Origin of the sequence: Actinomadura decatromicini (assembly GCF_008121305.1) — a bacterium.
Classification (GTDB): Bacteria; Actinomycetota; Actinomycetes; order Streptosporangiales; family Streptosporangiaceae; genus Spirillospora; species Spirillospora syzygii.
The window spans coordinates 15,226-41,228 of record NZ_VSRQ01000016.1; the positions used below are offsets into that span (position 1 = coordinate 15,226).

General features: G+C 74.7%; 18 protein-coding genes. 10 read left to right on the top strand and 8 right to left on the bottom strand.

Translation table 11 applies throughout. From position 1 onward, the window contains the following. Window positions 1–32: 32 nt before the first annotated feature. Window positions 33–1,454 carry a type I glutamate--ammonia ligase gene (locus FXF68_RS41660; protein WP_222870348.1) on the top strand — a complete coding sequence of 474 codons (1,422 nt, stop codon included), beginning with the start codon at window positions 33–35 and terminating at the stop codon, window positions 1,452–1,454. A gap of 9 nt (window positions 1,455–1,463) precedes the next feature. On the opposite strand, the gene FXF68_RS41665 is transcribed toward FXF68_RS41660, so the two are convergent. Continuing rightward, on the bottom strand, window positions 1,464–1,685 hold the full coding sequence (locus tag FXF68_RS41665; protein WP_148768356.1) for a hypothetical protein: 222 nt from the start codon (window positions 1,683–1,685) through the stop codon (window positions 1,464–1,466). An 84-nt stretch (window positions 1,686–1,769) separates the two neighbouring features. Here FXF68_RS41665 and FXF68_RS44330 point away from each other — a divergent pair, with 84 nt between their 5' ends. Together FXF68_RS44330 and FXF68_RS41675 are read left to right on the top strand one after the other, a co-directional pair. Continuing rightward, window positions 1,770–2,303 (top strand): CGNR zinc finger domain-containing protein, encoded by a 534-nt coding sequence (locus tag FXF68_RS44330; protein ID WP_148768357.1) that lies wholly within the window; start codon window positions 1,770–1,772, stop codon window positions 2,301–2,303. Between the two features lie 48 nt (window positions 2,304–2,351). Next, window positions 2,352–3,692: an aromatic acid exporter family protein gene (locus tag FXF68_RS41675; RefSeq protein WP_148768358.1), complete on the top strand. Its 1,341-nt coding sequence runs from the start codon at window positions 2,352–2,354 to the stop codon at window positions 3,690–3,692. 81 nt (window positions 3,693–3,773) lie between these two features. Here FXF68_RS41675 and FXF68_RS41680 read toward each other — a convergent pair whose 3' ends face one another. Further along, window positions 3,774–5,234 (bottom strand): LVIVD repeat-containing protein, encoded by a 1,461-nt coding sequence (locus FXF68_RS41680; RefSeq protein ID WP_148768359.1) that lies wholly within the window; start codon window positions 5,232–5,234, stop codon window positions 3,774–3,776. A gap of 169 nt (window positions 5,235–5,403) precedes the next feature. Between FXF68_RS41680 and FXF68_RS41685 the strand changes: the two genes are divergently transcribed. Beyond that, a complete protein-coding gene (locus FXF68_RS41685; RefSeq protein ID WP_148768360.1) occupies window positions 5,404–6,930 on the top strand; it encodes a peptide ABC transporter substrate-binding protein in 1,527 nt (508 codons plus the stop codon). Here FXF68_RS41685 and FXF68_RS41690 read toward each other — a convergent pair. Then, on the bottom strand, window positions 6,920–7,648 hold the full coding sequence (locus FXF68_RS41690) for a polysaccharide deacetylase family protein (protein WP_148768361.1): 729 nt from the start codon (window positions 7,646–7,648) through the stop codon (window positions 6,920–6,922). The genes FXF68_RS41685 and FXF68_RS41690 overlap by 11 nt on opposite strands. A gap of 64 nt (window positions 7,649–7,712) precedes the next feature. Next, on the bottom strand, window positions 7,713–9,947 hold the full coding sequence (gene recD2, locus FXF68_RS41695) for an SF1B family DNA helicase RecD2 (RefSeq protein ID WP_246179256.1): 2,235 nt from the start codon (window positions 9,945–9,947) through the stop codon (window positions 7,713–7,715). Between the two features lie 123 nt (window positions 9,948–10,070). On the opposite strand from recD2, the gene FXF68_RS41700 reads away from it, so the two are divergent. Continuing rightward, a complete protein-coding gene (locus tag FXF68_RS41700; protein ID WP_148768363.1) occupies window positions 10,071–12,197 on the top strand; it encodes a M28 family peptidase in 2,127 nt (708 codons plus the stop codon). On the opposite strand, the gene mtnA is transcribed toward FXF68_RS41700, so the two are convergent. Then, window positions 12,194–13,231, bottom strand: coding sequence for an S-methyl-5-thioribose-1-phosphate isomerase (gene mtnA / locus FXF68_RS41705; RefSeq protein WP_148768364.1), 1,038 nt, complete (start codon window positions 13,229–13,231; stop codon window positions 12,194–12,196). The two genes, FXF68_RS41700 and mtnA, sit on opposite strands and share 4 nt — an antisense overlap. 161 nt (window positions 13,232–13,392) lie before the next feature. Between mtnA and FXF68_RS41710 the strand changes: the two genes are divergently transcribed. The 4 genes from FXF68_RS41710 to FXF68_RS41725 all read left to right on the top strand — a co-directional run bounded on the left by FXF68_RS41710 (window position 13,393) and on the right by FXF68_RS41725 (window position 21,282). Further along, window positions 13,393–14,184 (top strand): hypothetical protein, encoded by a 792-nt coding sequence (locus tag FXF68_RS41710; RefSeq protein WP_187438382.1) that lies wholly within the window; start codon window positions 13,393–13,395, stop codon window positions 14,182–14,184. Beyond that, the gene (locus FXF68_RS41715) at window positions 14,181–15,692 is read left to right on the top strand and encodes a DNA polymerase Y family protein (RefSeq protein ID WP_148768365.1); all 1,512 of its coding nucleotides are present in this window, start codon (window positions 14,181–14,183) and stop codon (window positions 15,690–15,692) included. Before FXF68_RS41710 ends, FXF68_RS41715 begins: the two co-directional genes overlap by 4 nt. Window positions 15,693–15,701: 9 nt before the next feature. Further along, window positions 15,702–19,055, top strand: a complete 3,354-nt coding sequence (locus FXF68_RS41720; RefSeq protein WP_148768366.1) for an error-prone DNA polymerase — start codon at window positions 15,702–15,704, stop codon at window positions 19,053–19,055. A gap of 130 nt (window positions 19,056–19,185) precedes the next feature. Further along, entirely contained in the window at window positions 19,186–21,282 is a 2,097-nt protein-coding gene (locus FXF68_RS41725) for a protein kinase domain-containing protein (protein WP_148768367.1), read from the top strand. A gap of 24 nt (window positions 21,283–21,306) precedes the next feature. On the opposite strand, the gene FXF68_RS41730 is transcribed toward FXF68_RS41725, so the two are convergent. Together FXF68_RS41730 and FXF68_RS41735 are read right to left on the bottom strand one after the other, a co-directional pair. After that, window positions 21,307–23,475, bottom strand: a complete 2,169-nt coding sequence (locus tag FXF68_RS41730; RefSeq protein WP_148768368.1) for an MMPL family transporter — start codon at window positions 23,473–23,475, stop codon at window positions 21,307–21,309. Between the two features lie 110 nt (window positions 23,476–23,585). Continuing rightward, window positions 23,586–24,539 carry a Ppx/GppA family phosphatase gene (locus tag FXF68_RS41735; RefSeq protein WP_148768369.1) on the bottom strand — a complete coding sequence of 318 codons (954 nt, stop codon included), beginning with the start codon at window positions 24,537–24,539 and terminating at the stop codon, window positions 23,586–23,588. Between the two features lie 64 nt (window positions 24,540–24,603). Here FXF68_RS41735 and FXF68_RS41740 point away from each other — a divergent pair, with 64 nt between their 5' ends. Further along, window positions 24,604–25,050, top strand: a complete 447-nt coding sequence (locus tag FXF68_RS41740; protein WP_148768370.1) for a PH domain-containing protein — start codon at window positions 24,604–24,606, stop codon at window positions 25,048–25,050. On the opposite strand, the gene FXF68_RS41745 is transcribed toward FXF68_RS41740, so the two are convergent. Beyond that, a complete protein-coding gene (locus tag FXF68_RS41745) occupies window positions 25,047–25,973 on the bottom strand; it encodes a ribokinase (RefSeq protein WP_148768371.1) in 927 nt (308 codons plus the stop codon). The genes FXF68_RS41740 and FXF68_RS41745 overlap by 4 nt on opposite strands. Window positions 25,974–26,003 lie beyond the last annotated feature (30 nt).

Sequence of the window (26,003 nt, forward strand, 5' to 3'; positions counted from 1 at the left end):
ACCGGAGCCAGCACTGATCGGGAGCGAACAACGTGGAACAGATCCCTGACACCGTCCCCGTCGGGCACCGGCTCGACGCGCGCGCCCGCGCGCGGCTCGGCGCCCGCGCCGCCGAGACGGCGCGCCGGCTGGCCGGCGAGGACATCGTGGCCGTCGCCCTCACCTGGGTGGACGTCAGCGGGATCACGCGCACGAAGACCGTCCCGGTGGAGCGGCTCGAACACGCGGCGACGTGGGGCGTCGGGATGTCCCCGGTGTTCGACGTGTTCCTGCTGGACGACTCGATCACGTCCGGGCGGCACATCGGCGGCCCGTCCGGCGACCTGCGGCTCCACCCCGACCTGGACCGGCTCGTCACGCTGGCGGCGCTGCCCGGCTGGGCGCACGCGCCCGCGCTCCGGTACGCGCAGGACGGCTCCGTCCACCCGCTCGACACGCGGGCGCTGCTGCGCCGCGAGACCGAGCGCCTCGCCTCCGCCGGCTGGACGGTCAAGGCCGCCTTCGAGATCGAGTGGGCCGTGTCCAAGGGCGACGGCGACGACTTCGTCCCCGCCTGCCGCGGCCCGGCGTACGGGATGACGCGGGTCACCGAGCTGGCCGGGTACCTGCGCGACCTCCTCAAGGCGCTCAAGGCGACCGGCGTGAAGGTCGTCCAGCTGCACCCGGAGTACGCGGCCGGGCAGTACGAGGTGTCGGTGGCCGCCGAGGGGCCGGTCGGCGCGGCCGACACCGCCGTCCTCGTGCGCGAGACGATCCGCGCGGTGTCGATGGGCCACGGGCTCGCCGCCACGTTCTCCCCGAAGGTGGAGGCCGACTCGGTCGGGAACGGCGCGCACGTCCACCTGAGCCTGTGGCGGGAGGACACGTCCGAGAACGCGATGGCGGGCGGGGACGGCCCGTGCGGGATGACGGCCGCCGGGGAGGCGTTCGCCGCGGGGATCCTCGCCCGGCTGCCCGCGCTGCTCGCGGTCGGGGCGCCGTCGGTGGCGAGCTACCTGCGGCTCGTCCCGTCGCACTGGGCGGGCGCGTTCGCCTGCTGGGGGCTGGAGAACCGGGAGGCGGCGCTGCGGTTCGTCACCGGCGCGGAGGGCGAGCGGTCGGTCGCGGCGAACCTGGAGGTCAAGTGCGTGGACGCGGCCGCCAACCCGTACCTGCTGCTGGCCGCGCTGCTCGCCGCCGGGCGCGACGGCATCGGCGCGGAGCGGCGGCTGCCGGAGCCGGTCGGGGTCGACCCGGCCGGGCTGCCGGAGGCCGAGCGCGCGGCCCGCGGCATCCGGCCGCTGCCCGCGTCGCTGAAGGAGGCGGTCGCCGCGTTCGAGGCCGACGACGTGCTGCGGGACGCGCTCGGCGAGGCCGTGACGGACACCGTGTCCGCCGTCCGGCGCGGCGAGATCGACCTGCTGGACGGCGCGACGCCCGAGGAGGTCGCCGCGGTGACGCGGTGGCGGCATTAGCCGATGGCGTTAGGACGGGTCCGGCTCGGCCGGACCGGACGAGACGTCGGGCCCGGACGAGACGACGGGGCCCGACGAGACGGCGGCGCCCGGCGCGAACGGCCGGACGCGGACCTGCACCTCGCCGCATGCGCAGCGGGTGTAGGTCACCACGCCCTCGGACGTCAGGTGCCGCGACAGGACGTCGTACACCTCGGACTCGGGCCAGCCACAGCGTGGGCATTCGTCCACCGCGCATCCCCAGGGCAGCGTGTCGTGTAATGGTTATATCTGGTACGTCGTTTACAGCATGTCATGGCATCGGAGGCGGGGGCAATGCGGATCACCGGATACAAGAGCCACGGGGTCGCCGCCGCGGCCGCGCTGGTCAACGCCGTCACCAGCGCCGGCGGGGACGACTCGGCCGACGCGCTGCGCCGCATCCTGCGCGACAACGAGTTCTTCTGGCAGGAGTTCGAGGACGCCGACGCCGCCGAGTTCCGCGACTGGGGGCGCACGCTGCGCGCGTTCTTCGAGGCGGCCCGGGTCGAGGACGCGATGACCATGCTGAACCGGCTCATGCTGGAGATCCCCATGCACCCGCACCTCGCCGACCACGAGCCGCACGGGCTGCACATGCACTACGCGCCGCCGTCCGCGCGGCTCCCGCACCGGTTCCGCGCGACGACGCTGATGAACCTCGCCGAGCTGATCGTCGAGCACGGCCTCGGCCGGACCGGGGTGTGCGCGGCGGACGGCTGCGACCGGGTGTACGCCGACACGTCCCGGGCCGGGCGGCGCCGGTTCTGCTCCGAGTCCTGCGCGAACCGGACGAACGTCGCCGCCTTCCGGGCGCGCCGCCGCACCTGATCCACGGCTTTGCCGGGATATTGCCGTCATGCGGGAAGGACACAGGGCATGCCGTACATGCCCTTCCTCCGCGGCAGCGCCGACCGTTCCGACCGGCCGGGCCGGTCGCCGCTGCGCGTGGCGACGGAGGTGCGGTCCGCCGGGTACCGCATCGCGCGGCTGACGGCCACCGCCGTCCTCGCGTACGTGCTGGCCCTCGCGGTGCTGCCCGCCGGCGTGCCGCGGCCGCTGCTCGCGCCGCTGACCGCGCTGCTCGTCGTCCAGTTCTCCGTGTACCAGACGATCAAGGCGGGCATCCTGCGGGTGGCCGCCGTCACCTCGGGCGTGCTGGTCGCCGTCATGGCGGCGAGCACGATCGGGTTCTCCTGGTGGACGCTCGGCCTCACCATCCTCGCCGCGCTCGTCATCGGGCACGCGCTGCGCCTCGGCGAGCACGTGCTGGAGGTGCCGATCTCCGCGATGCTGATCTTCGCGCTGGGCTCGGCGAGCGAGAGCGGCGCGGCCGAGCGCGTCCTGGAGACGCTGCTCGGCGCGGCGACCGGGCTGGCGGCGACGCTGCTCGTGCCGTCGGTGCGGGTGCGTCCCGCCGAGGAGGCCGTGCAGGACGTCGCCGAGCGGCTCCGCGAGCTGATCGCGGAGATCGCGGACGGCCTGCGCGGCGAGCCGCGCGAGCGGGAGGCGGCGGGCTGGCAGGAGAAGGCCGAGCGGCTGTCCCGCGAGATCGGCCGCACCGACCGGGAGCTCGGCGCGGCGGAGGAGAGCGTCCGGCTGAACCCGCGGACGCGGGCGCGGCGGCTCATCGACGCCGGGGTCGCGCTGCGCAACGCGATGGAGACGATGGAGCACTTCACGCTGTCGCTGCGCGGCCTCACCCGGTCGCTCGCCGACGACGAGCGGCTCGGCCCGCGCGGCCGGCTGATGACCGACCCGACGCTGCGCGCCGAGCTCGGCGACGCGCTCGCCGGGATCGCCGCGAGCATCTCCGCCTACGGGCGGCTGGCCCGCTCCGACCTCGCCCGCGACGCCCGCCCGTTCCGCGCCGAGCACGACCTGGAGGTCCGCGTGGACGTGGCGCGCGAGCGCCGCGCCCGGCTCGCCCGGCGGCTGCACGACCGGGCCGCGTCCGGGGACCTGTGGCCGCTGTACGGCGAGGTGTCCATGGACATCGACCGGCTCATCGAGAACCTGCGCGTCGAGCACCGGGCCCGCGCCCGCGAGCACTGGCGGCGCAGCCGGGGCGCGACGCGGCACCTGCCGGCGCGCCCGGTCCGCGCGGTGCAGCGGGCCGGGGACCAGTTGCGGCGGGCCGCCAGGTCGGCCGCCGAGTCCGCCGTGGACGCGGCCGAGCGGCACGCCCGCGAGTCCGGCGGCCCCTACCACCGGCCGTAGGCCGGGGCATGGGCCGGCTCCGGGGCAGATGCAGAGGCCCGTCCTGGGGGGAAGACGGGCCTCTGCGGGTGGGGCGGTTGGTCAGCGGAAGGTCGGCTCCAGGACGTCCACGCCGCGCGTGTTGTCGGCGACGTAGACGTACCGGCCGTGCCAGTACGGCTGCCAGGACTCGGCGTCCGCGGGCCGGTAGTAGGCGACCTGCCGGGGGTTCGTCGGGTCGGTGACGTCCAGGAACCGGGTGCCCTGTGCGTAGAACGACTGGACGATGATCCCGTCGCGGACGTCGAAGTAGTGGGCCGAGCAGTCCTTGCTCCGCTCGTCGCCGCTGTTGTCGGTGCCCTCCTTGCCCGCGACGCCCCACGTGGCGACGGTGCGCAGGCGGAACGGGTCCTGCGGCGTGGAGCGCCAGCCCTCGCCGCCGTAGGAGCCCTTCAGCGACGCGATGACGAGCAGGCCGTCGTCGGCGCAGCCGGCGTTGAACGTCTCCTCGGTGATGTACAGCAGCTTGCCGTTGCCCCACCTGCGCGGGTCGGCGGCCTGGTCACGGGTGCGCCCGACCGCGCGGTAGCTATTGTGCATGAACGTGGAGTTGGTGGTGGCCTCGTCCAGGCCGCCGCCCGCGTACGGGACGGGGTCGTGCGCCGTCGCCGTGCGCCACCGCTTCGCCAGCGGGTCGTAGTGCCGGCCCCGGGTGTAGTAGCCGCGCACGCCGCCGCGTCCGGACGCCCACGCGACGCCTTCCGAGTCGACCTGGATGTCGTGCGTGTAGTCGGTCTTGCCGTCGTTGCGCCCGGTGTCGATCGGGTCCGCGAACACCTTCGGCTTGGCCGGGTTCCGGACGTCGGTGACCCAGACGGGCCGGCCGCCCCAGTCGGCGGGCATCCAGTCGGCCTTGGCGGGGCCGCCCGTCCACAGGTACCGGCAGTCGTTGACGCAGGTGGTGGTGTGCCCGGCCGGGACCTGGACGTAGGTGATCTGCTTGAGGCTCTCCGGCTTGGACGCGTCCACGACGTAGATGCCGGACTCGCCGGTGTGCGTGTTGCCGCCGAACGCGCGCGGGTCCCGGGACAGGTAGATGATCTTGCGCTTGGGATCGAAGTCGGTGTCCTCGGTCTCCCACATGCCCGGCATGTTGAGCTGCCCGACCAGCTTCGGGACGCGGGGGTCGGCGCTGACGTCGTACGCCTTCAGGCCGAACTGCCCGGTCGCGTACATGATCGTCCGCTTGTGCCGGCCGTGCCCGTAGTCGATGAACATCAGCGAGATGGCGCCCTTGGCGTCGGGCACGCCGCCGACCCGCCGGACGCCCTTGATCGCCTCCGAGTCGGTCTTGGCGGGCGCCGCCCGGCGGTAGTGCCCGGAGTGCGGGCCGCCGCTCGTGCCCTCGCCGCCGTCCGCCCGGGTGGACGCCTGTTTGGCCTGGGCGTTCTCGGGCTCGGGCGGGCAGGCCCAGGCGGCGCCCGCCATCAGGGACAGGGACGCCGCGACCGCGCCGCCCCCTTGGAGCAGCCGTCTGACGGGACCGGATGTGCGGGGGAACATCGCACCCTCCACGGAAAAGGATCTTCGTGCGCCAGTGTGACCGCGCCGCCGGGACTGATCAACAGGAGCTCGGGTCACGAAATGGACTCAGCAGCGTAAGGACTGGTGGGACCTGTCGAGCTGATCTACTCTCCCCGAAGGTCGACCGCTCGGCTCCCGGGAGGGGCAGTTGAAGAGCTCCACGCGCACCGCGGCCCTGGTCACCGGCGCCGTCGTGGTCCTGCTCGCGCCGGTCGCCGCGTTCCAGGCGTGGAGCGGGGACGCCGACCCGCGCATCTCGGTCGGCGCGCCCGCCCCGGCGACGCTGCTGCCCGGCGACGTCCGCGACGACACCGGCCGGATGATCGCGAACGCGGTGTGGACGGGCCTCGTCGGCTACGACCCGGCGACCGGCGCGCCCGTGAACGCCGCCGCCGAGTCCGTCACCACGCCGGACCGGAAGGTCTGGACGGTGCGGCTGCGTCCCGGCGCGACGTTCCAGGACGGGACGCCCGTCACGTCCCGCTCGTTCACCGGCGCGTGGACGGCCGTCCTGCGCGAGGGCTGGGCCGGGGCCCGGCTGTTCACCGACGTCGCGCGCGTGAAGGGCGCGCGTAAGGGAGAGGCGTCGGTGCCCGGCCTGAAGGTCGAGGACGACCGGACGTTCCGCGTCACGCTCGACCGTCCGCTCGGCGGGTTCCCGGCGCTGCTCGGCGACCCGGCGTTCTTCCCGCTGCCCGAGCGCGTCCTCGCCTCGCGGGACTGGGCGTCGTACGGGCGCGCCCCGGTCGGCAACGGCCCGTTCCGCGTCACGGCGCGGACGGCGCGGGAGGTCGTCCTCGCGCCGCGCGGGGGCGGGCGCTCCGTCGTCGTGAAGGCGATGCCGGACGCGGCCGCGCAGTACGCCGCCGCCGAGTCCGGCGACCTGGACGTCGCGACGCGGGTGCCGTCGCAGCGCCACGAGTCGATGGAGGCCGACTTCGGCGACCGGCACCGCGTCGTGCCCGGACGCGACGTCACCTACCTGGCGTTCCCGGAGTGGGAGCGGCGGCTCGGATCGCCGAACCTGCGGCACGCGCTGTCGATGGCGATCGACCGGGCCGCCGTGACCGACGGGCCGCTCGGCCGCCAGTACTCCCCCGCCGACTCGCTCGTCGCGCCCGGCATCCGTCCCGGCCACCGCGAGGGGCAGTGCCGGCTCTGCGTGCACGACTCGGACGCCGCCGTCGCCGCGCTCGCCGACGCGGGCGGGCCGACCGGACCGCTGAACCTCTGGTACGAGACGGGCCGGGGCGACGACGCCTGGGTGAAGGCGGTCGCGGACCAGCTCCGCGCCGAACTCAAGCTCGACGCGCGCCCGCATCCCGTCCCCGACCTGCGCAAGGCCCTGGACGACCACCGGGTGGACGGGCCGTTCGCCGTCCACACCACCGCCGCCTACCCCGCCCCGGTCGCCGCGCTCAGCCCGCTGCTGGACGCCGGGACGGGCTTCGACGACGACTACACGGCCGGCCTCGTCCGCGACGCGGAGCGGGCCGCCGTCCCCGAGGACGGCGTGATCTCCGCGCGCCTCGCGGAGAGCGCGATGCTGCGCGACATGCCGGCGGTGCCGCTGTGGTCGCGGCACGACCACCTGGTGTGGGGCGAGCGCGTCCGCGGCGTCGCCGCCGACGCGTTCACCGGCCTCAGCCTCGCCGCCCTCCGCGTCAAGGACTGACCGAACGGTCCGGCGGGCCGGCCCGTCCGGTGGTCGGCGAGATCTCGCCGGCGCACATGCCGCGGCTCCTGAGGTTCGCGGCGATCGCCGGGATGGCCTCGATCGTCGTCGGGTAGCCGTCGTGCATGAGGATGACCTGGCCGTCCTGGAGCGTGCTCGCCCGCTGGACGATCTGCTCGGTGGTCGCGCCGTTCCAGTCCTGCGTGTCGACGTCCCAGAGGACCTCGGTGAGTCCGAGCTGCTTCTCGACCGCTCGCAGCGTCTCGTTGGTCTCGCCGAACGGGGGACGGAAAAGTTTCGGCGCCCTCCCGGTGATCCGCTTGAGGGCGTCCTGGGTGCGTTGCAGTTCCGACAGCATTTCGTCGTGCGTCATCTGGGGCAGGTGGGGATGCGTCCAACTGTGGTTGCCGATCGGCATTTCGGCTTTCTTCTCCGCCCTGACCAGCGACGAGTTGGTCTGCGCGTTCTCCCCGATGTTGAACAGCGTGGCCTGGAGTCCGTTCTTCTGGAGCGTCGACAGCAGGTTCTCGGTGAATCCGGTCGTGGGCCCGTCGTCGTAGGTCAGGCCCACGAAACCGGCGGCACACCGGTGGGGGGCGGGTTTCGGGGAGGCGGTGGACGGGGCGGCGGTGAACCCGGTCGCGGCGGAGACGGCGACGGCGGTCCCGAGCGCGGCGGCGGCCAGCCGGGCCCGGCGGGAGGGAGCGAGACTGATCATTCCCTCATTCTGAAAATGATCGATAAACTGTCAATACCGTGAATTCAACATTTCGCGGGGCGCGCTACGCGGGGCGGGACAGGCGGTGGGCGAGGGCGGTGTGGCGGCGTCCCGCGCCCGCCGTGCGGACGGCGGCGGCGAGCGCCCGCCGCGACCCCACCAGCACGACCAGCTTCTTCGCCCGCGTGATCCCCGTGTAGAGGAGGTTGCGCCGCAGCATCATCCACGCCCCGGTCGTCAGCGGGATCACGACCGCCGGGTACTCGCTGCCCTGCGACCGGTGGATGGTGATGGCGTAGGCGTGGGCCAGCTCGTCCAGTTCGTCGAAGGCGTAGTCGATGCTCTCGTCCTCGTCGGTCAGGACGGTCAGCGACTGCTCCTCCAGGGACACCGACGTCACGACGCCGACCGTCCCGTTGAACACGCCCGCCTCGCCCTTGTCGTAATTGTTGCGGAGCTGGGTGACCTTGTCGCCGACGCGGAAGACGCGGCCGCCGTAGCGGCGCTCGGGACGCGCCTCGTCGTGCGGGGTCAGCGCCTCCTGGAGCAGGGCGTTCAGCGCGCCCGCCCCGGCGGTGCCCCGGTGCATGGGCGCGAGGACCTGGACGTCGCGGCGCGGGTCGAGACCGAACCTGCGCGGGATGCGGTTCGCGACGACGTCCACGGTCAGCTCGGCGGCCTCGTCCTGCTCCTCGCACGGGAACAGGAAGAAGTCGGGGAAGCCGTTGGTCTGCGGATGCTCCCCGGAGTTGACGCGGTGCGCGTTCACGACGATCCCGGACCGCTGCGCCTGCCGGAAGATCCGCGTCAGCCGGACGCGCGGGATCGGCTCCGCGCCGAGCAGGTCGGCGAGGACCTCGCCCGCGCCGACGGACGGGAGCTGGTCGACGTCCCCGACGAGCAGCAGGTGCGCGCCGCGCGGGATCGCCTTCACCAGCTTGTTCGCGAGGATCAGGTCGACCATGGAGCTCTCGTCCACCACGACGAGGTCGGCGTCGAGCGGGTGGTCCTGGTCGAACTTCGGGTCGCCGCCGGGCTGGAGCTGGAGCAGCCGGTGGACGGTCGCCGCCTCGTGCCCGGTCAGCTCGGCGAGCCGCTTGGCGGCCCGCCCGGTCGGCGCCACCAGGACGATCTTCGCGTGCTTCGCGGCGGCCAGCTCGACCACCGACCGGACGGTGAAGCTCTTGCCGCAGCCGGGCCCGCCGGTCAGCACCGCGACCTTCGACGTCAGGGCCAGCTTGACGGCCTCCTCCTGCTCCGGCGCGAGCTCCTGCCCGGTGCGCTTCCTGAGCCACGGCAGCGCGCGGCCCCAGTCGACGTCGGCGAACGCCTTGAGCCGGTCGTCCTTCGCGTCGAGGAGGTCGAGCAGGCCGCGCGCGAGGGACCGCTCCGCCCGGTGGAAGGGGACGAGGTACACGGCCGGGATCGTCGCGGCGTCCTCCCCGTCCCCGGGGATCGGCTCGCGGACGACGCCCTCGTCGCGGGCCAGCTCGTCCAGCGCCGGGACGATCAGCTCCCGCGCGACGCCGAGGATCTTCTCCGCCGCCGTGACGAGGTTCGGCTCCGGCAGGAAGCAGTGCCCGTCGTCGGCCGCCTCGGACAGCGTGTACTGGAGGCCCGCCTTGATCCGCTCCGGGCTGTCGTGCGGGATGCCGACGGCCTGCGCGATCGTGTCGGCGGTCTTGAACCCGATGCCCCACACGTCCGACGCGAGCCGGTACGGCTCCTTGCGGACGGTGTCGATGGAGGCGTCCCCGTACTGCTTGTAGATGCGGACGGCCAGGGACGTCGACACCCCGACGCCCTGCAGGAAGACCATCACCTCCTTGATGGCCTTCTGCTCCTCCCACGCCTCGCCGATGCGCTTCGTCCGCTTGGGACCGAGGCCGGGGACCTCGACGAGCCGCTCCGGCTCCTCCTCGATGACCCGCAGGATGTCGGTGCCGAAGTGGCCCACCATCCGGTCGGCCATCACCGGGCCGATCCCCTTGATCATGCCGGAGCCGAGGTAGCGGCGGATGCCCTGGATCGTCGCCGGCAGGACGGTCGTGTACGACTCGACCTCGAACTGCCGCCCGTACTTCGGGTGCGAGCGCCACCGGCCGACGAGCCGCAGGCTCTCCCCGACCTGCGCGCCGAGCAGCGCGCCGACGACGGTCAGCAGGTCGCTCCCGGTCTTGGCGGTCGCGACGCGCGCCACGGTGTAGCCGGTGTCCTCGTTGGCGTACGTGATCCGCTCCAAGACCGCGTCAAGCTCCGCCGGACGCGGCGTGGCGGCGGGCGGCGGGGAGGTCGGCACGATCACCATGATGTCCGATCGGGCCGACAGGATGGCCGGATCCGGCAGGTGATCTAGATCTTGGGCCGGGCGCGACGTACGTTCCGGGCGCACCCGTACCGAGCGTACCCGGAGGTATCCCTGGTGCTCCGCTCCCGCACCCCGGCCCTGGCGGCGCTGTCCGCCTCGGCCGTGTCCCTGACCCTCGCCCTGTCCGCGCTGCCCGCCGCCGCGTCCCCGTCCGGCCTCCCGGACGGGAACGATCCAATCCCCGGCTTCACCGCCGCCGGATCGAAATGGCAGCGGCAGTACGAGAAGGCGTTCAGTTCCGTTCCGTCCCCCGAGGTGGCCCGCGATCTGGACGCCGAGCTGTCGGCCGAGCCGGGGCTCACGACGACGACCGGCGACTGGCGGCGCGTGCAGCGCATCGTCCGGCATTTCCGGTCGTACGGCCTCAAGCCCGAGATCAAGACCTATTACGTCTACCTGTCGATGCCGAAGCGCGTGCGGGTCGAGATGACCGCGCCGGAACGGCTGGCGCTGCCGGTCAAGGAGAAGAAGCGCCCCTGGCAGAAGCATTTCGAGGACGTCATCCCCGGGCACAACGGCATGTCGCCGTCCGGGGACGTCCGGGGCGAGGTCGTGTACGCCAACTACGGCCGCCCGCAGGATTTCGCGCTCCTTGAGGAGAAGGGAGTATCCGTCAAGGGGAAGATCGCGCTGATCCGGTACGGCGCGACGTTCCGCGGCATCAAGCCGCGCGAGGCGGCGCGGCACGGCGCGAAGGGCGTGCTCATCTACTCCGACCCGGCCGACGACGGATTCACCAAGGGAAAGGTGTATCCGGAGGGTCCGTGGCGGCCTTCGGACGGCATCCAGCGCGGCAGCATCGCGCAGATCCAGCTCGCGGCTGGCGACCCGCAGACGCCCGGCTGGCCGTCGGTGAAGGGCGCGCGCAGGATTCCGGCGTCGAAGGCCCCGATGACGAAGGGCCTCATTCCGACGACGCCGATCTCCTACGGCGCCGCCGAACCGCTGCTGCGCGCGCTGAAAGGCGCGGAAGTGCCGAAGGAATGGCAGGGCGGCCTGCCGTTCGCGTACCGGTTCGGGCCGGGCGGGACGAAGGTCCACCTGAATCTGGAGAATAAGTTCGAGGTGCGTCCGCTGTGGGACGTGACCGTCCGCATTCCCGGCAGCGAGCACCCTGAGCAGGAGGTCGTCCTCGGCGGTCACCACGACTCGTGGGCGTACGGGAGCAGCGACAACCTGTCCGGCGCGGAGAACGTCCTCCAGATCGGGCGCGGCCTCGGCGCGCTCCTCAAGAAGGGGTGGCGGCCGAAGCGCACCATCGTGCTCGCGACCTGGGACGGTGAGGAGTACGGCCTGTTCGGCTCCACCGAGTACGCCGAGCAGCAGGCCGGACGGCTCCGCAACGCGGTCGCCTACGTGAACATGGACGGCGCCGGGGGCTCGAACTTCGGCCCGGCGACGACGCCCGCGCTCGACCAGTCCGTCATCGACGCGACCAAGGAGGTGCGCTGGCCCGGCACGGACGGCACCCTCTACGACGCGTGGAAGGCGCAGAACAACGGCAAGACGCCGATCGGGCGCATCGGCGGCGGCTCCGACTTCCAGGCGTTCTTCCAGCGGTACGGCGTGCCCGCCCTCGACCTGAGCGCGTCCTCCACGGGAAGCTCCGGCCAGTACCACTGCTCCTGCGACGACTTCTACTGGATGTCGCACTTCGGCGACCCGACCTGGGAGTACCACGCGGCGATGTCGCGGCTGGTCGGCATCACGACGCTGCGGCTGGCCAACGCCGACGTGGTCCAGCTCGGGTACCGGCCGTACGCGGCGGAGACGGCGCAGTACCTCGCCGACTTCACCGCCGAGCAGCGCAAGCGGCTCGGGTCGGTCGTCGTGGACGTGTCCCGCAGCGTCGCGCAGGCGAAGAAGTGGGAGGACGCCGCGCAGGCGCTCCAGGCACGCGCGGACGAGGCGCTCCGCAAGGGCGACACGGCCGCGTTCCGCAGCCTGAACGCCAAGCTGACGCAGGCCGAGCGTGACCTGCTGACAGAAGCGGGCCTGCCCGGACGCCCCTGGTACAAGCACCAGATCTACGCGCCCGGGATCGACACCGGCTACGCGACGCAGCGGCTGCCCGCCCTGTACGACGCGCTGTTCGTCGACAAGGACGTCCCGACCGCGAAGAAGTACGAGGGGCTGCTCTACGAGAGCCTGCGCGCGGCCACCCGCACGCTCGGTTCTTAGGCGCCGCTCCTGACGTGACGGGGGGTGTCGCCCGACGACACCTCCAGCACGCCCGTCTCGGTGACCAGCGCGGTCACGAGGCGGGCGGGCGTCACGTCGAACGCGGGGTTGAAGGCGTCCACCCCGTCCGGGACGGTCGGCGCGCCGTTCCAGGCGAGGATCTCCTCGGCGGGGCGCTGCTCGATCGGCACGCCCGTCCCGTCCGGGAGGGCCAGGTCGACGGTGCTCCACGGCGCGGCGACCACGAACGGGATCCCGGCGGCCCGGCAGGCGAGCGCCACCCCGAGTGAGCCGATCTTGTTGGCGGTGTCGCCGTTGGCGGCGACGCGGTCCGCGCCGATGACCGCGACGTCCACGAGGCCGCGCAGGATCGTGCTCGGGGCCGCCGCGTCCGCCTGGACGACGCACGGGATCCCGGCCCGGCGCAGTTCCCACGCGGTGAGCCGGGACCCCTGGAGCAGGGGGCGCGTCTCGTCGGCGTAGACGGTCTCCACGCGGCCCCGTCCATGCAGTTCCCGGACGACGCCGAGCGCCGTCCCCCACCCGGCCGTGGCGAGGGCCCCGGCGTTGCAGTGCGTGAGGACGCGCAGCGGCCGGTCGCCGCCGGTCCGGCCGAGGATCCAGTCGGCGCCGAGGACGCCGATGGCGCGGTTGCCGCGGACGTCCTCGTCCAGGACGGCCTGGGCCTCCGCCGCGACCGCGTCCGCGCCCTTCGCGGCGAACGGCAGGACGCGGTCGACCCCGGCGGCGAGGTTCACCGCCGTCGGGCGGGCCGCCCGGACGCGGGCGATCTCGGCGTCGCGGCGGGCGTCGTCCCAGCCCTCCCGGGCGGCCTGCCGGACGGCGAGCGCGACGCCGAACGCGCCCGCCACGCCGAGCGCGGGCGCGCCCCGGACGGCGAGTCTCCGGATCGCGTCGACGAGCGCGTCCACGTCCCGGACGGTCAGGTACTCCACCCGCCCCGGCAGGACGGTCTGGTCCAGCAGGCGGAGCCCGTCGCCGGTCCACTCGATGGTCCGCACATCGGTCGTCATGCCTCCCATGATGCCCGGCGGAATGTCCGTTGAGCCCGGAAAGCCCGATGGCATCGGGCTTTGCGCCGCCTCCCGCTCCGCTGCGTGACCTGCGAGAACTTGACAACTGTCGAACCTGTGTTCGAGATTGTGCGGTGGGGCGTGAGAGGGGAGGGACGACCGTGCCGGAGGCCGCGCCGCGGGACCTGGCGGCCGCTCTGGGCGCGGCCCCGAGCGCCGCCACGGTGCCCGTGCTGCCCGCGCTGCGGACCGTCGTCCCCGGCGGCGGGCTGCGGCCCGGCTCGGTCGTCGGGCTCGACGGACCGGGTGCGGCGTCGCTCGGGCTCGCGCTCGTCGCGGGCGTCTCCCGGCACGGCGGGGAGGACGGCGAGGGCGGCTGGTGCGGGGTGGTCGGCGTCCCCGGCTTCGGCGTCGTCGCGGCGGCCGGGATGGGCGCGGAGCCCGAGCGGCTCCTGCTCGTCGACGACCCGGGCGACCGCTGGCCCGACGTGGTCGCCGCGCTCTGCGAGGCCGTCGAGCTGGTCCTGCTGTGCCCGCCGGAGCGGCCGGGGGCGGCGGCCGTGCGGCGGCTGTCCGCGCTCGCCCGCAGGCACGGCTGCGTCCTCACGCTGACCGGCGCGTTCGCCCGCGAGTGGCCCGGCGTCCGGCTCCGCCTCCACGTGGAGGACGCCGCCTGGGACGGCCTCGCCGACGGGCACGGGCGGCTCACCGGCCGCCGCGTCCAGGTCGTCGCCGAGGGCCGGGACGCGCCGGGCGCGGGGCGGCGCGCCGCGCTGTGGCTGCCCGCGCCCGACGGCGCGGTCCGGCCGGACGAGGCCGTCCGGCCGCCGCTGGAGCTGGTGCCCGGCGCGGTCGCGGACGGCGCGCCCGTCCACCCGCCCCGGGGGCTCAGGCCGGTCCGGGCGGCGGTCGGGGAACGGGCCGGGGAACGGATCGAGGAGGGGATCGCGTGACGCGCGTCCTCGTGGCCTGGTGCCCCGACTGGCCCGCGACGGCGGTCGGGATCGACGCCGCGACGCCGGGGGCGGCGGTGCAGCACGGGCAGGTCGCGGCGTGCACGGCGGCGGCGCGGGCGGCGGGCGTGCGGCGCGGGCAGCGGCTCCGCGACGCGCAGCGCCGCTGCCCCGGCCTGGTGGTGCGCGAGCGCGACGCCGACGCGGAGGGACGGCTGTTCGAGCCCGTCGCCGAGGCCGTCGCGGCGCTGACGCCCCGGGTCGAGGTGGTGCGGCCGGGGCTGTGCGCGCTCGCGGCGCGCGGCCCGGCCCGGTTCTACGGCGGCGAGGAGGCGCTGCGCGTCCTCGTCCAGGACACGGTGGTCGAGGCCGGGCACGACTGCGGCGCCGGCGTCGCGGACGGCCTGTTCGCCGCCGAGCTGGCGGCGCGCGCCGGGGACGGCGGCGTCGTCGTCCCGGCGGGCGGCGCGGCGGCGTTCCTCGCCCCGTACCCGCTGTCGGTGCTGGACCGCCCGGAGCTCGCCGACCTGCTCCGCAGGCTCGGGATCAAGACGCTCGGCGACTTCGCGGCGCTGCCGTCCGGGCACGTCGCGGGCCGGTTCGGGGCGGACGGCGGGCTCGCCCACCGGCTGGCGCGCGGTGCGGAGCCACGCCCGCTCGCGCCCGCGCGCGCGAGCGCCGACCTGTCGGTCCGCACCGGGTTCGAGCCGCCCGCCGAGCGGGCCGAGCAGGTCGTGTTCGCCGCGAAGCGGCTGGCGGGCGAGCTGCACGAGGGGCTCGCGGCGGGCGGGCTGGCGTGCGTCCGGCTGGAGGCGGCGGTCGGCTTCGCGGACGGCCGCGTCCTGCGGCGGCTGTGGCGGCACGACGGGCTGTCCGCGCTGGCGGTCGCGGAGCGGGTGCGCTGGCAGCTCTCGGCGCATCAGCCCGCCGACGCCGAGGCCGTCTGGGGCGGCGTGACGTGGCTGGAGCTGGCGCCCGACCAGCTCGTCCCGGACGAGGGGCGGCAGGAGGGCCTGTGGGGCCGCACGTCCGTCACCGACCGGATCGCGCGGGCCGCCGACCGGATCCAAACGCTGCTCGGCCACCACGGGGTCACCCGCCCGGTGCTGGTCGGCGGGCGCGGGCCGGGCGAGCGGGTCGTCCGGGTGCCGGTCGGCGACCTCGCCCCCGCCGGCCTGCCGGAGGGGCCGTGGCCGGGACGCGTCACCGGGCCCGCGCCCGCCGTCGTCCCGCCGGTGCCGCCGGACGTGGAGCTGGCCGACGCCTCCGGGGCGGCGGTGGTGGTGTCGGCGCGGTGCGAGGTGTCCGCGCCGCCCGCGACGCTGGCGTTCCGGGGCCGTCCGTCCGCGGTCACCGGGTGGACGGGGCCGTGGCCCGCCGACGAGCGCTGGTGGGACGCCGACCGCGCGCGCCGCCGCGCCCGCTTCCAGGTCACCACCGACGACGGCGCGGCCTACCTGCTCGCCGTCGAGGGCGGGCGCTGGCACATCGAGGCCGTCTATGACTAGGGGCCGTCCATGACCGGCTGGCACAACCCGCCGATCCCGTGGCGGGAGTTCGAGGAGCGACTCTCGTGGCGCCCGTCCGGCCGGGCGGCGGACGGGCCGGAGGCGCCCGACGTCCCGCCCCGCGCCGCCGAGCCGCCCGAGGAGGACGTGCCGTGGGCGGAGCTGCACGTGCACTCCTCGTTCAGCTTCCTGGACGGCGCCAGCGACCCGGCGTCGCTCGTCGCGGAGGCCGCGCGGCTCGGCGTCCGGACGATGGCGATCACCGACCACGACGGCATGTACGGCGCGGTCCAGTTCGCGCAGGCGGCGGGCGACGCGGGCATCGGGACGGTGTTCGGCGCGGAGCTGAGCCTCGGCCTGCCCGGCCCGCAGACCGGCGAGCCCGACCCGGCCGGGCGGCACCTGCTCGTCCTCGCGCGCGGCGCGCCCGGCTACGCGCGGCTCTGCTCGTCGATCACGGCGGCGCAGCTCGCGGGCGGGCGGAAGGGCCGTCCCGTCTACGACCTCGACGCGCTGGCGGGCGCGCACGGCGGGCACTGGGCGGTGCTGACCGGCTGCCGGAAGGGCCCCGTGCCCGCCGCGCTGGAGGCGGGCGGGCCGGGCGCCGCCGAACGCGAGCTGCGGGACCTGATCGCCATGTTCGGCCGCGGCAACGTGTTCGTCGAACTGGTCGACCACGACCAGCCGGACGACGACCACCGCAACGACGTCCTGTTCGAGCTGGCGCGCCGGGTCGGCGTGGACGCCGTGGCGTCCAACAACGTGCACTTCGCCGCCCCCGGCCCGGACGCGCGGCTGGCGCAGGCGATGGCGGCCGTCCGCGCCCGCCGGGGCCTGGACGACATGGTCGGCTGGCTCCCGGCGGGCGGCACCGCGCACGTCCGGAGCGGCGCGGAGATGGCGCGGCGGCTGGCCCGGTTCCCCGGCGTCCTGGAGCGGACGGTCGCGCTGGCGCGGGAGTGCCTGTTCGACTTCGAGGTCGTCGCGCCCCGCCTGCCCGACTGGCCCGTCCCGGACGGGTACACCGAGGCGACCTGGCTGCGTCGCCTGGTCGCGGAGGGCGCGCTGAAGCGGTACGGGCCGCCGGAGCGGGAGCGGGTGTCCGGCGCGTACGAGCAGATCGCCAGGGAGCTGGACGTCATCGAGCAGCTCCGCTTCCCCGGCTACTTCCTGATCGTCCACGACATCGTGGAGTTCTGCCGGAGCAAGGGCATCCTGTGCCAGGGGCGCGGGTCGGCGGCCAACTCGGCGGTCTGCTACGCGCTCGGCATCACCGGCGTGGACGCCGTCCACCACGGCCTGCTGTTCGAGCGATTCCTGTCCCCCGGCCGCGACGGCCCGCCCGACATCGACCTCGACATCGAGCACCGCCGCCGCGAGGAGGCCATCCAGTACGTCTACGACAAGTACGGGCGCGAGTGCACCGCGCAGGTCGCGAACGTGATCAGCTACCGGCCGCGGATGGCCGTCCGGGACGCGGCCCGCGCGCTCGGCTTCTCCCCCGGCCAGCAGGACGCCTGGTCCAAGGGCATCGACCCGCGCGACCCGGTCGGTTCGGAGACCGACATCCCCGGCCCGGTGATGGAGCTGGCCAACCGGATGCTGCGGCTCCCCCGGCACCTCGGCATCCACTCCGGCGGCATGGTCATCGCGGACCGGCCGGTCGGCGAGATCTGCCCGATCGAGTGGGCGACGATGCCGAACCGGAGCGTCCTGCAATGGGACAAGGACGACTGCGCGGCGGCCGGGCTGGTGAAGTTCGACCTGCTCGGCCTCGGCATGCTCGCCGCCCTGCACGACTGCTTCGACCTGGTGGACGAGCACCACGGCCGCCGCCACGACCTCCAGTCGATCCCGCCGGACGACCCGCTCGTCTACGACATGCTGTGCGACGCCGACACGGTCGGGGTGTTCCAGGTCGAGTCGCGGGCGCAGATGGCGACGCTGCCCCGGCTGCGTCCCCGCGAGTTCTACGACCTGGTCGTGGAGGTGGCGCTGATCCGTCCCGGGCCGATCCAGGGCGGGTCCGTGCACCCGTACCTGCGGCGCCGCAAGGGGCTCGAACCGGCCGACTGCCCGCACCCGCTGATGGAGCCCGCGTTGTCGCGGACGCTCGGCGTCCCGCTGTTCCAGGAGCAGATGATGCAGCTCGCCGTCGACTGCGCCGGGTTCACGCCCGCCGAGTCCGACGCGCTCCGGCAGGCGATGGGCGCGAAGCGGGCGCCCGAGCGGGTGGAGCGGCTGCGCCGCCGCCTCCTCGACGGGATGGCCGAGCGCGGCATCCCGCCGGACGTCGCCGAGAGCGTGTACGAGAAGATCCTCGGCTTCACCGGGTTCGGGTTCCCCGAGTCGCACGCGCAGAGCTTCGCGCACCTGGTGTACGCGAGCGCCTGGCTGAAACGGCATTTCCCGGCCGCGTTCACGGCCGCGCTGGTGCGGAACCAGCCGATGGGCTTCTACAGCCCGCAGAGCCTCCTCAACGACGCGCGGCGGCACGGGGTCGTCGTCCGGGGCGTGGACGTCAACGCCAGCGGCGTCCACCCGACGCTGGAGGAGGCGGTCGAGGTCGAGTCCGACCATCCGCACGCGCCCGCCGAGCCGCAGCCCGCGATCAGGCTCGGGCTGTCCGGCATCCGCAACCTGGGCGAGGACACGGCGGAGGCGATCGCCGCCGGACGCCCCTACGCGAGCATGGAGGACCTGGCCCGGCGCGTCCCGCTGTCGGCGGGCGCCCTGGAGGCGCTCGCCACGGCGGGCGCGTTCGACGGGTTGCCCTTGTGGGGGAACCCAGGGACCGGTCCGGCTTCCTCCGCTCCGCCGGCGCTCGGTTCCGGGAGCCGGACCGGGCTGACCCGCCGCGAAGCGCTGTGGGCGGCGGGCGCGCTGGCCAGTTCCGGTCCGGGGCGGCTGGAGGGCGTGACGCCCGGCGCGTCCGCGCCCGCGCTGCCCGCGATGACGCCGATCGAGGAGACGCTCGCCGACCTGTGGGCGACCGGGGTGTCGGGCACGCATCCCGTCGCGCACGTCCGGGACGCGCTGGACGAGCTCGGCGCGCTCTCGTCCACCCGGCTGGCCGCCACGCCCGGCGAGACGAACGTCGTCGTCGCGGGGCTGGTCACGCACCGGCAGCGGCCGCCGACCGCGGGCGGCATCGTGTTCATGACGCTGGAGGACGAGACCGGCATCGTCAACGTGGTGTGCCCGCCGCAGGTGTTCGAGCGGCACCGCGGCCTCGCCGTCGACGCGCAGGCGCTGCTGGTGAGCGGGCGGCTGGAGCGCGCCGACGGGGTCGCGAACGTCCGCGCGACGCGGCTGCGCCGGCTGCCCGTCCCCGGCCGGGTGCGGGCCCGCAACTTCCACTGATCGCGGGACGTCCGGGACGCGCTAGAACCTGATCGCCTCCTCTGCCATCGTATGGAGGACGAAACGGGGCCGCGTGCCGCTCGTGTGGGCGGCCGCCAAGACGCGGCACGCGGGCGGAGAGGTGAACTCCATGGACGGGCCGCGAGCCTCGCTGAGCGAACTGCGCCCGGACGAGCCCACGCGGATCGGCCGGTACCGGATCGAGGCCAAGGTCGGCGAGGGCGGGATGGGCGCGGTGTACCTCGGCCGCGACCCGGACGGCCGGGCCGTCGCGGTGAAGGTCGTGCGGTCGGTGCTCGCGGGCGACCAGACGTTCCTCGCCCGGTTCCACGACGAGGCGGCCAACGCGCAGCGCGTCGCGTCGTTCTGCACGGCGCAGGTGCTGGAGCACGGCGAGGACCAGGGCCTCGCCTACATGGTCACCGAGTACATCGACGGGCCGTCCCTGCTCGACCACGTCAGCGAGAACGGCGCGCTGTCGCCGGGGATGCTGCACGGCGTCGCGGTCGGGGTGGCGGCGGCGCTCGTCGCGATCCACAGCGCGGGGCTGGTGCACCGCGACCTGAAGCCGAGCAACGTGCTGCTGTCCATCTCCGGGCCGCGCGTGATCGACTTCGGCATCGCCCGCGCGCTGGACATGGCGTCCGCGCACACCCGGACCGGCGTGGTCGTCGGCACCCCCGGCTGGATCGCGCCCGAGCAGATCATGACGCAGCAGGTCACCCCGGCCGTGGACGTGTTCGCCTGGGGCTGCCTCGTGGCGTACGCGGCGAGCGGCCGCAACCCGTTCGGGCAGGGCTCGTTCCAGGTCATGGCGGCGCGGGCGGTGCACGCCGAGCCCGAGGTCGGGGAGCTGCCGCCGTCGCTCGCGGGGATCGTCCAGGCGGCGCTGCGCAAGGACCCGCTGCAGCGGCCGAGCGCCCGCGACCTGCTGCTCGCCCTGGTCGGCGGCGCCGGGGAGGCGGCGGTCACCTCCGAGCTCGGCGAGATGTGGACGGCCCCGCCCGCCGAGACCCGCGTCGCCGCCCCCGTCGTGCCGCCCGTCACGCCGCCCGGCACGCCGTCCGCGCCGCCCGTCGAGACGCCCACGGCGCCGCCGGGCGGGGATCCGAACGTCACGCACCGGGACGTGACCGCGCCCGCCCCCATGCCGATGCCCGCGCCCGCTCCGCCCGGCCCGCCGGGCCCGTCCGCGCCCGGCCCCGTCACCCGGATGGCGGCGGACTGGCAGCGCGAGCAGATCGGGCAGGCGCCGACCATGGCGCCGGACGGGCCGTCCCGCCGCAAGACGCTCATCCTGTCGTCGGTGGCGGGCGTCGTCGTCGCCGCGCTCGTCGCGGCGGGTGTCTACTACTACCTCGACCACGCGTCCGAACCGCGGAACAGCGCCGGCACCGGGGACGGCGCGGTGGCCGGTTTCCCGGCGGGGTCGATGCTCGTCCGGGTCGACACCGCGTCCGGCTGGCCGAAGTCCTGCCACGCCGACATCGGCCGGTACGAACTGGCAGACCGGAAGCTGACGACGCTCTACCGCGGGCAGCCGTGCGCCATCCTGCCGGAGCCGTCCCCCGACCACCGCCGCATCGCGTTCACGCGGCGCCTGGACGACGGGAAGAACGAGGCGTGGGTGATGAACGCCGACGGCACCGGCGCCAGGAAGGTCACCGACATCGCGGGCGGCCGCGTCGCCTGGTCGCCGAACGGCACGCGCCTCGCCTACATGGGCCGCAAGGACGGCGTCCGGCAGATCTTCACGGTCACCCTCGACGGGAGCGGGGTCGAGCAGCTCACCGACGACGGCTCGGACAAGGACGACCCGATGTGGGCGCCCTCGAAGCGGATCGTGTTCTGGAGCAAGCGGAACGGCCCCGAGCAGATCTACAGCCTCGACCCGGGCGACCCCGGCACCTGGCGAAGGCTGACCAGGGACGGCGTCCGCTCGGTCGACCCGGAGTGGTCGCCCGGCGGGGTCAGGGTCGCCTACACGCGGGGCGGCCCGGACGGCAGCGAGATCTGGACGGTCGACTCCTCCGGAGGGCAGGCGCCCCTGCGCGTGACCACCGGCGGGGACGACATGGACCCGGCGTGGTCCGCCGACGGCCGCTGGATCTGCTACGTGCGCGGCGCGGTCGGGTCGCCGGTGGTCCGCGCGGTCCGCGCGGACGGCACCGGCGACCAGGTCGTCACCCCGGCCGGCAGCACGTTCGGCCACCCGAGCTGGAGCTAGTCCCGACCGGCTGGTCCCGACCGGCTAGTCGCGGCTGCCCGCCGGTTCGGGCGCCTCCGGCGCGGCGGCGGCGGGCGCCGGCTCGGCGCGGCTGAGCGCGCTCGGCCACCACATGCGCCGTCCGACGTCCAGGTTCAGGGCGGTGACCAGCACCGACCGGACGACGACCGTGTCCAGCAGCACCCCGAACGCGACCGTGAAGCCGAGCTCGGCGACGAACACGAGCGGCAGCGAGCCGAGCGCGGCGAACGTCCCGGCGAGAACCGCGCCCGCCGAGGTGATCACGCCGCCGGTCGCGGCGAGCCCGACCAGCGCGCCGCGCCGCATCCCGACGCGCTTGGACTCCTCGTGCACGCGGGTCATGAGGAAGATGTTGTAGTCGGTGCCGAGCGCCACGAGGAACACGAACGACCACAGCGGGAACGACGGGTCGGCCGCCGCGAACCCGAACACGTGGTGGAACATCAGCGCGCTGACCCCGAGCGCCGCCGCGTACGACAGCACGACGGTCGCGACGAGGACCACCGGCGCGACGACGGCGCGCAGCAGCAGCGCGAGGATGATCAGCACGACGACCAGCACGATCGGGATCACGACGTTCTGGTCGCGGTGGGACGCGTGGTTGATGTCGAGCGTGACCGCCGTCCCGCCGCCGACCTCCGCGTCCGCGCCGGGGACGGCGTGCACGGCGTCGCGGGCCCGCTGGACGGCGGTGAACCCGCGGTCGCTGTCGGGCGGCGCGGTGAGCGTCCCCTCCAGGTAGACGAGCCCGCCGGACGGCTGCCCCGGGTTCCTCCCGGCCAGCTTGACGTCGGAGATGTCCGGGACGCGGGCGAGGGCGGCGGCGACGGCGTCCTGCGTCCCCGCCTTCGCGACGACCTGGACGGGCGACCCGCTGCCCGCCGGGAAGTGCTTGCCGAGCACCTCCTCGCCGGTGACCGAGTCGGGCTTGCCGGTGCTGAACGCGTCCTTGTTGGGCAGCGAGCCGGTCTTCAGGCCGAACAGCCCGGCGGCGAGCGCGCCGAGCACCACGGCCGTGACCAGCCAGGTCACCCGCGGGCGCACGGCGACGAACCCGCCGACCCGCGCCCACACGCCGCGCTCGGTCGGCTCGTCGGTCCCGAACCTCGGCCGGCGCGGCCAGAACATCCAGCGGCCGCAGATCACCAGCAGCGCGGGCAGCAGCGTCACCATCGCGAGCAGCGCGACGGCGACGCCGATGGCCATGACCGGGCCCATGCTCTTGGTCGAGTTGAGGGTGGCGACGAGCAGGCACAGCATGCTCAGCGCGACCGTCGAGCCGCTGGCGACGATCGCGGGTCCGGCCCGGTGCAGCGCGACCGCCATCGCCTCGTGCCGGTCCTCGTGGCGCCGCAGTTCCTCCCGATACCGGGCGATGAGCAGCAGCGCGTAGTCGGTGCCCGCGCCGAACACGAGCACCGTGAGGATGAAGGCCGCCTGCCCGTTCACGGTCAGCCCGGCGTGCTCGGCCAGCAGGTAGATCACCGCCTCGGCCGCCATCAGCGCGAACCCGACGCAGAGCAGCGGCGCGAGCCACAGGATCGGGCTGCGGTAGGTGAGCAGCAGGATCCCGATGACGATCGCGGCGGTGACGTACAGCAGTGTCGCGTCGAAGCCGGAGAACACGTTGCTGAAGTCGCCGCCGTACCCGGCGGGCCCGGTGACGTGCGCGTCCAGGCCCGGAGCGCCCTTCTGGACGATGTCCCGGTAGTCGTCGACGGCGGGTCCGAGCAGGTCCCAGCCGTCGTTGCCGACGCGGATGTTGACGATCGTCTCCAGCGCGGTGCCGTCCTTGGCCGGGATCGGCCCCTGCACGCTGACGGCGAGTTTGCGCGGCGGCGCCGAGCCCTTCGGGTCGCCCATGACGGCCTGCAGGCGCGGCACGTCGGCGGCGGCCTTGGCCCGGTCGGCGGCGGTGAGCGGGCCGCCGTTCCGGTGGTAGACGACCACGGCCGGGAACGTGTCGGACGGCACGAACCGCTCGGACGCGTCCACCACCCGGGTCGACTCGGCGTCCTTCGGCAGCCACGCCGACGCCTCGTTGGTCTGCGCGCCGGTGAGCTTCCCGGCGAGCGGCATGGAGATGCCGAGGATGACGATCCACAGCACCAGCACGACCCATTTGCCCCAGCGTCCGCAGGGCAGGGACGCGAATCTGTACGCGCGCGACATCAGGACCCCCAGTGATGAGACCGCCCGATGCACGCTTCTACGCCGCCGAATCCGGCTCGGCAAGACATATCGCGTCTTCCAGGCCAGATCTGGTCAGTCCGTGACAGTTGTCACCGAACGAAGTCCGGTGCCCGCCGGTCGGTGATCATGTCGAGACGGCGCAGGATGACGCCCTCGCGCAGCGCCCAGGGGCACACTTCCAGCTCGGTCAGCTCGAACAGGTCCATCGCGGCGTCCGCGACGATCGCGCCCGCTGGCAACTGGGGGGCGCGCCGCTCCGACACGCCGGGCAGCTCGGCCCGTCCGGCGGACGGCATCGCGGCGAGCTTGTCGGCCCACTCGGTCAGCGCGTCGCTCGCCAGGATCCGCCGTTGGTACGGTCCATCGGTCGTGGGCGCCGCGCCGCCGATGCGGGCGAGCTGCTTGAACGTCTTGGACGTGGCGACCGCGTGGTCGGGCGGCCCGTAGCGGGCGACGTCCCCGACCCGGCGGGCGATCTCCGCGCGGACGTGCCGGCGCAGCCGGCGGACCTCGTCCGGGGGCGGCGGGTCGGCGCTGAACCAGTCGCGGGTGAGGCGGCCCGCGCCGAGCGGCAGCGAGAACGCCACGTCCGGCTCCTCGTCCAGCCCGGACGCGATCTCCAGCGAGCCGCCGCCGATGTCCACCACGAGCAGCCGCCCGGACGACCAGCCGAACCAGCGCCGCACCGCGAGGAACGTCAGCCGCGCCTCCTCCTCGCCGGACAGCGCGCGGATGTCGATCGCCTTGTCGCTGCGGATCCGCGCCAGGATCGCCTCGCCGTTGGCGGCGTCCCGGACGGCGGACGTGGCGAACGCGACGAGGTCCTCGACGCCCTTGTCCTCGGCGATCTGGAGCGCGTCGTCGACGAAGTCGCGGAGCAGCCCCTCGCCCTCCTCGGACAGCCGGTCGCCGTCCTCCAGGTGGGCGGCGAGCCGCATGTCGGCCTTGTGGGAGAAAGCGGGAAGCGGCCTCGCTCCCTCGTGGGCGTCCACCACCAGAAGGTGAACGGTGTTCGATCCCACGTCCAGCACGCCGAGTCGCATATTCATGACGCTATCGGACGTACCACCGGCCTGGGCAGTCACCGCTGCGGCTACGGTGTCGGGCATGAGGGGAGAGCGGGGCATGGACGCGGAGCGGGCGCGGCGCTGGCGGGTGCCGCCGGGCCAGGTGGCGGTGAAGTGCGCCGGGGCGGCGGCCGTGACGGCGCTGGTCGTCCTCTACAGCCATGACCCGCAGTTCCTCTTCCTCGCGGTCGCCGCGGCGGTCGGCCTGAACGCGCTCGCGCTGCGCGACCTGGTCGCGCCGGTGCGGCTCGCCGCCGACGGCGCGGGCCTCACGGTCGTGACCGGCTACGCGGGGCGGCGCCGCGTCCCGTGGGACGAGGTGTCGGTCATCCGGGTGGACGAGCGCCGCCGCCTCCTGCTGCGCACCCGGATGCTGGAGATCGAGACGACCGACGACCTGCACCTGCTCAGCGCGTACGACCTGGGCGAGGACGTCCACGACGTGGCCGACGAGCTGTACCGGATCCGCTCCCGCACCCGCAACTAGGGGCCGGGCAGGTCGCCCGGGGCGGGGAACGAGCCCTGCGCGCCCGGCGCGCGGACGGCGGCGGCGCCCGCGCGGGCCGCGTAGCGGGCGGCGTCCGGGAGCGCGTCGCCGCGGGCGAGGCGCAGGCAGAGCGCGGCGGTGAAGGCGTCGCCCGCGCCCGTGGTGTCGACGGCCGCCACCCGCGGCGACGGCACCCGCACCGGCTCCGGCCCGGCGGCGACGAGGGCGCCGTCCGCGCCGAGCGTGACGACGACCGAGCGGGGGCCGCGCCGCCGGAGGGCCTCGGCCATGGCCGCCGGGTCGCGCGGGCCGTCCGGGCCCAGCAGGAACGCGGCCTCGTGCTCGTTGACGACGAGCGGGTCGCAGCGGGCGAGGAGGTCGTCCGGGACGAGCGCGGGCGGCGACAGGTTCAGCACGACCCGCGCCCCCGCCTCCGCGCCGAGCCGGGCCGCGGCCGCCACGGCGGGCAGCGGCACCTCCAGCTGGCACGACACCACGGACGCGGCGGTGATCGCGGCGCGGGCGGCGGCGACGTCGTCCGGGCCGACGCGGGCGTTCGCGCCGGGCGAGACGATGATGCTGTTGTCGCCGTCCGGCCCGACGGTGATGAGGGCGACGCCGGTCGGCGCGCCGGGCGTGGTGGCGAGGTGGGCGAGGTCGACGCCGGCGGCGGCGAGGGAGGCGCGGAGCAGGCGGCCGTGGCCGTCGTCCCCGACGCGACCGACGAGCGCGGCGCGGGCGCCGAGCCGGGCCGCCGCGACCGCCTGGTTGGCGCCCTTCCCGCCGGGGTGCGTGGCGAGGTCCGCGCCGAGGACGGTCTCCCCCGGTCCGGGCCGCCGCTCGACGCCGACCACCAGGTCGGCGTTGACCGATCCGACGACGACCACGTCGTGGCCGCCCGGCCGTCCGCTGCAGGTCTGCACGGTTCAACGGACTACATGCGGCGGGCCGTC

Bases quoted from the DNA above. Each gene is read 5' to 3' on its own strand.
- FXF68_RS44330 (WP_148768357.1), top strand. From the start codon at position 1,770: ATGCGGATCACCGGATACAAGAGCCACGGGGTCGCCGCCGCGGCCGCG.
- FXF68_RS41675 (WP_148768358.1), top strand. From the start codon at position 2,352: ATGCCGTACATGCCCTTCCTCCGCGGCAGCGCCGACCGTTCCGACCGG.
- FXF68_RS41680 (WP_148768359.1), bottom strand. From the start codon at position 5,234: ATGTTCCCCCGCACATCCGGTCCCGTCAGACGGCTGCTCCAAGGGGGC.
- FXF68_RS41690 (WP_148768361.1), bottom strand. From the start codon at position 7,648: ATGATCAGTCTCGCTCCCTCCCGCCGGGCCCGGCTGGCCGCCGCCGCG.
- mtnA (WP_148768364.1), bottom strand. From the start codon at position 13,231: ATGACGACCGATGTGCGGACCATCGAGTGGACCGGCGACGGGCTCCGC.
- FXF68_RS41720 (WP_148768366.1), top strand. From the start codon at position 15,702: ATGACCGGCTGGCACAACCCGCCGATCCCGTGGCGGGAGTTCGAGGAG.
- FXF68_RS41725 (WP_148768367.1), top strand. From the start codon at position 19,186: ATGGACGGGCCGCGAGCCTCGCTGAGCGAACTGCGCCCGGACGAGCCC.
- FXF68_RS41730 (WP_148768368.1), bottom strand. From the start codon at position 23,475: ATGTCGCGCGCGTACAGATTCGCGTCCCTGCCCTGCGGACGCTGGGGC.
- FXF68_RS41735 (WP_148768369.1), bottom strand. From the start codon at position 24,539: ATGCGACTCGGCGTGCTGGACGTGGGATCGAACACCGTTCACCTTCTG.
- FXF68_RS41740 (WP_148768370.1), top strand. From the start codon at position 24,604: ATGAGGGGAGAGCGGGGCATGGACGCGGAGCGGGCGCGGCGCTGGCGG.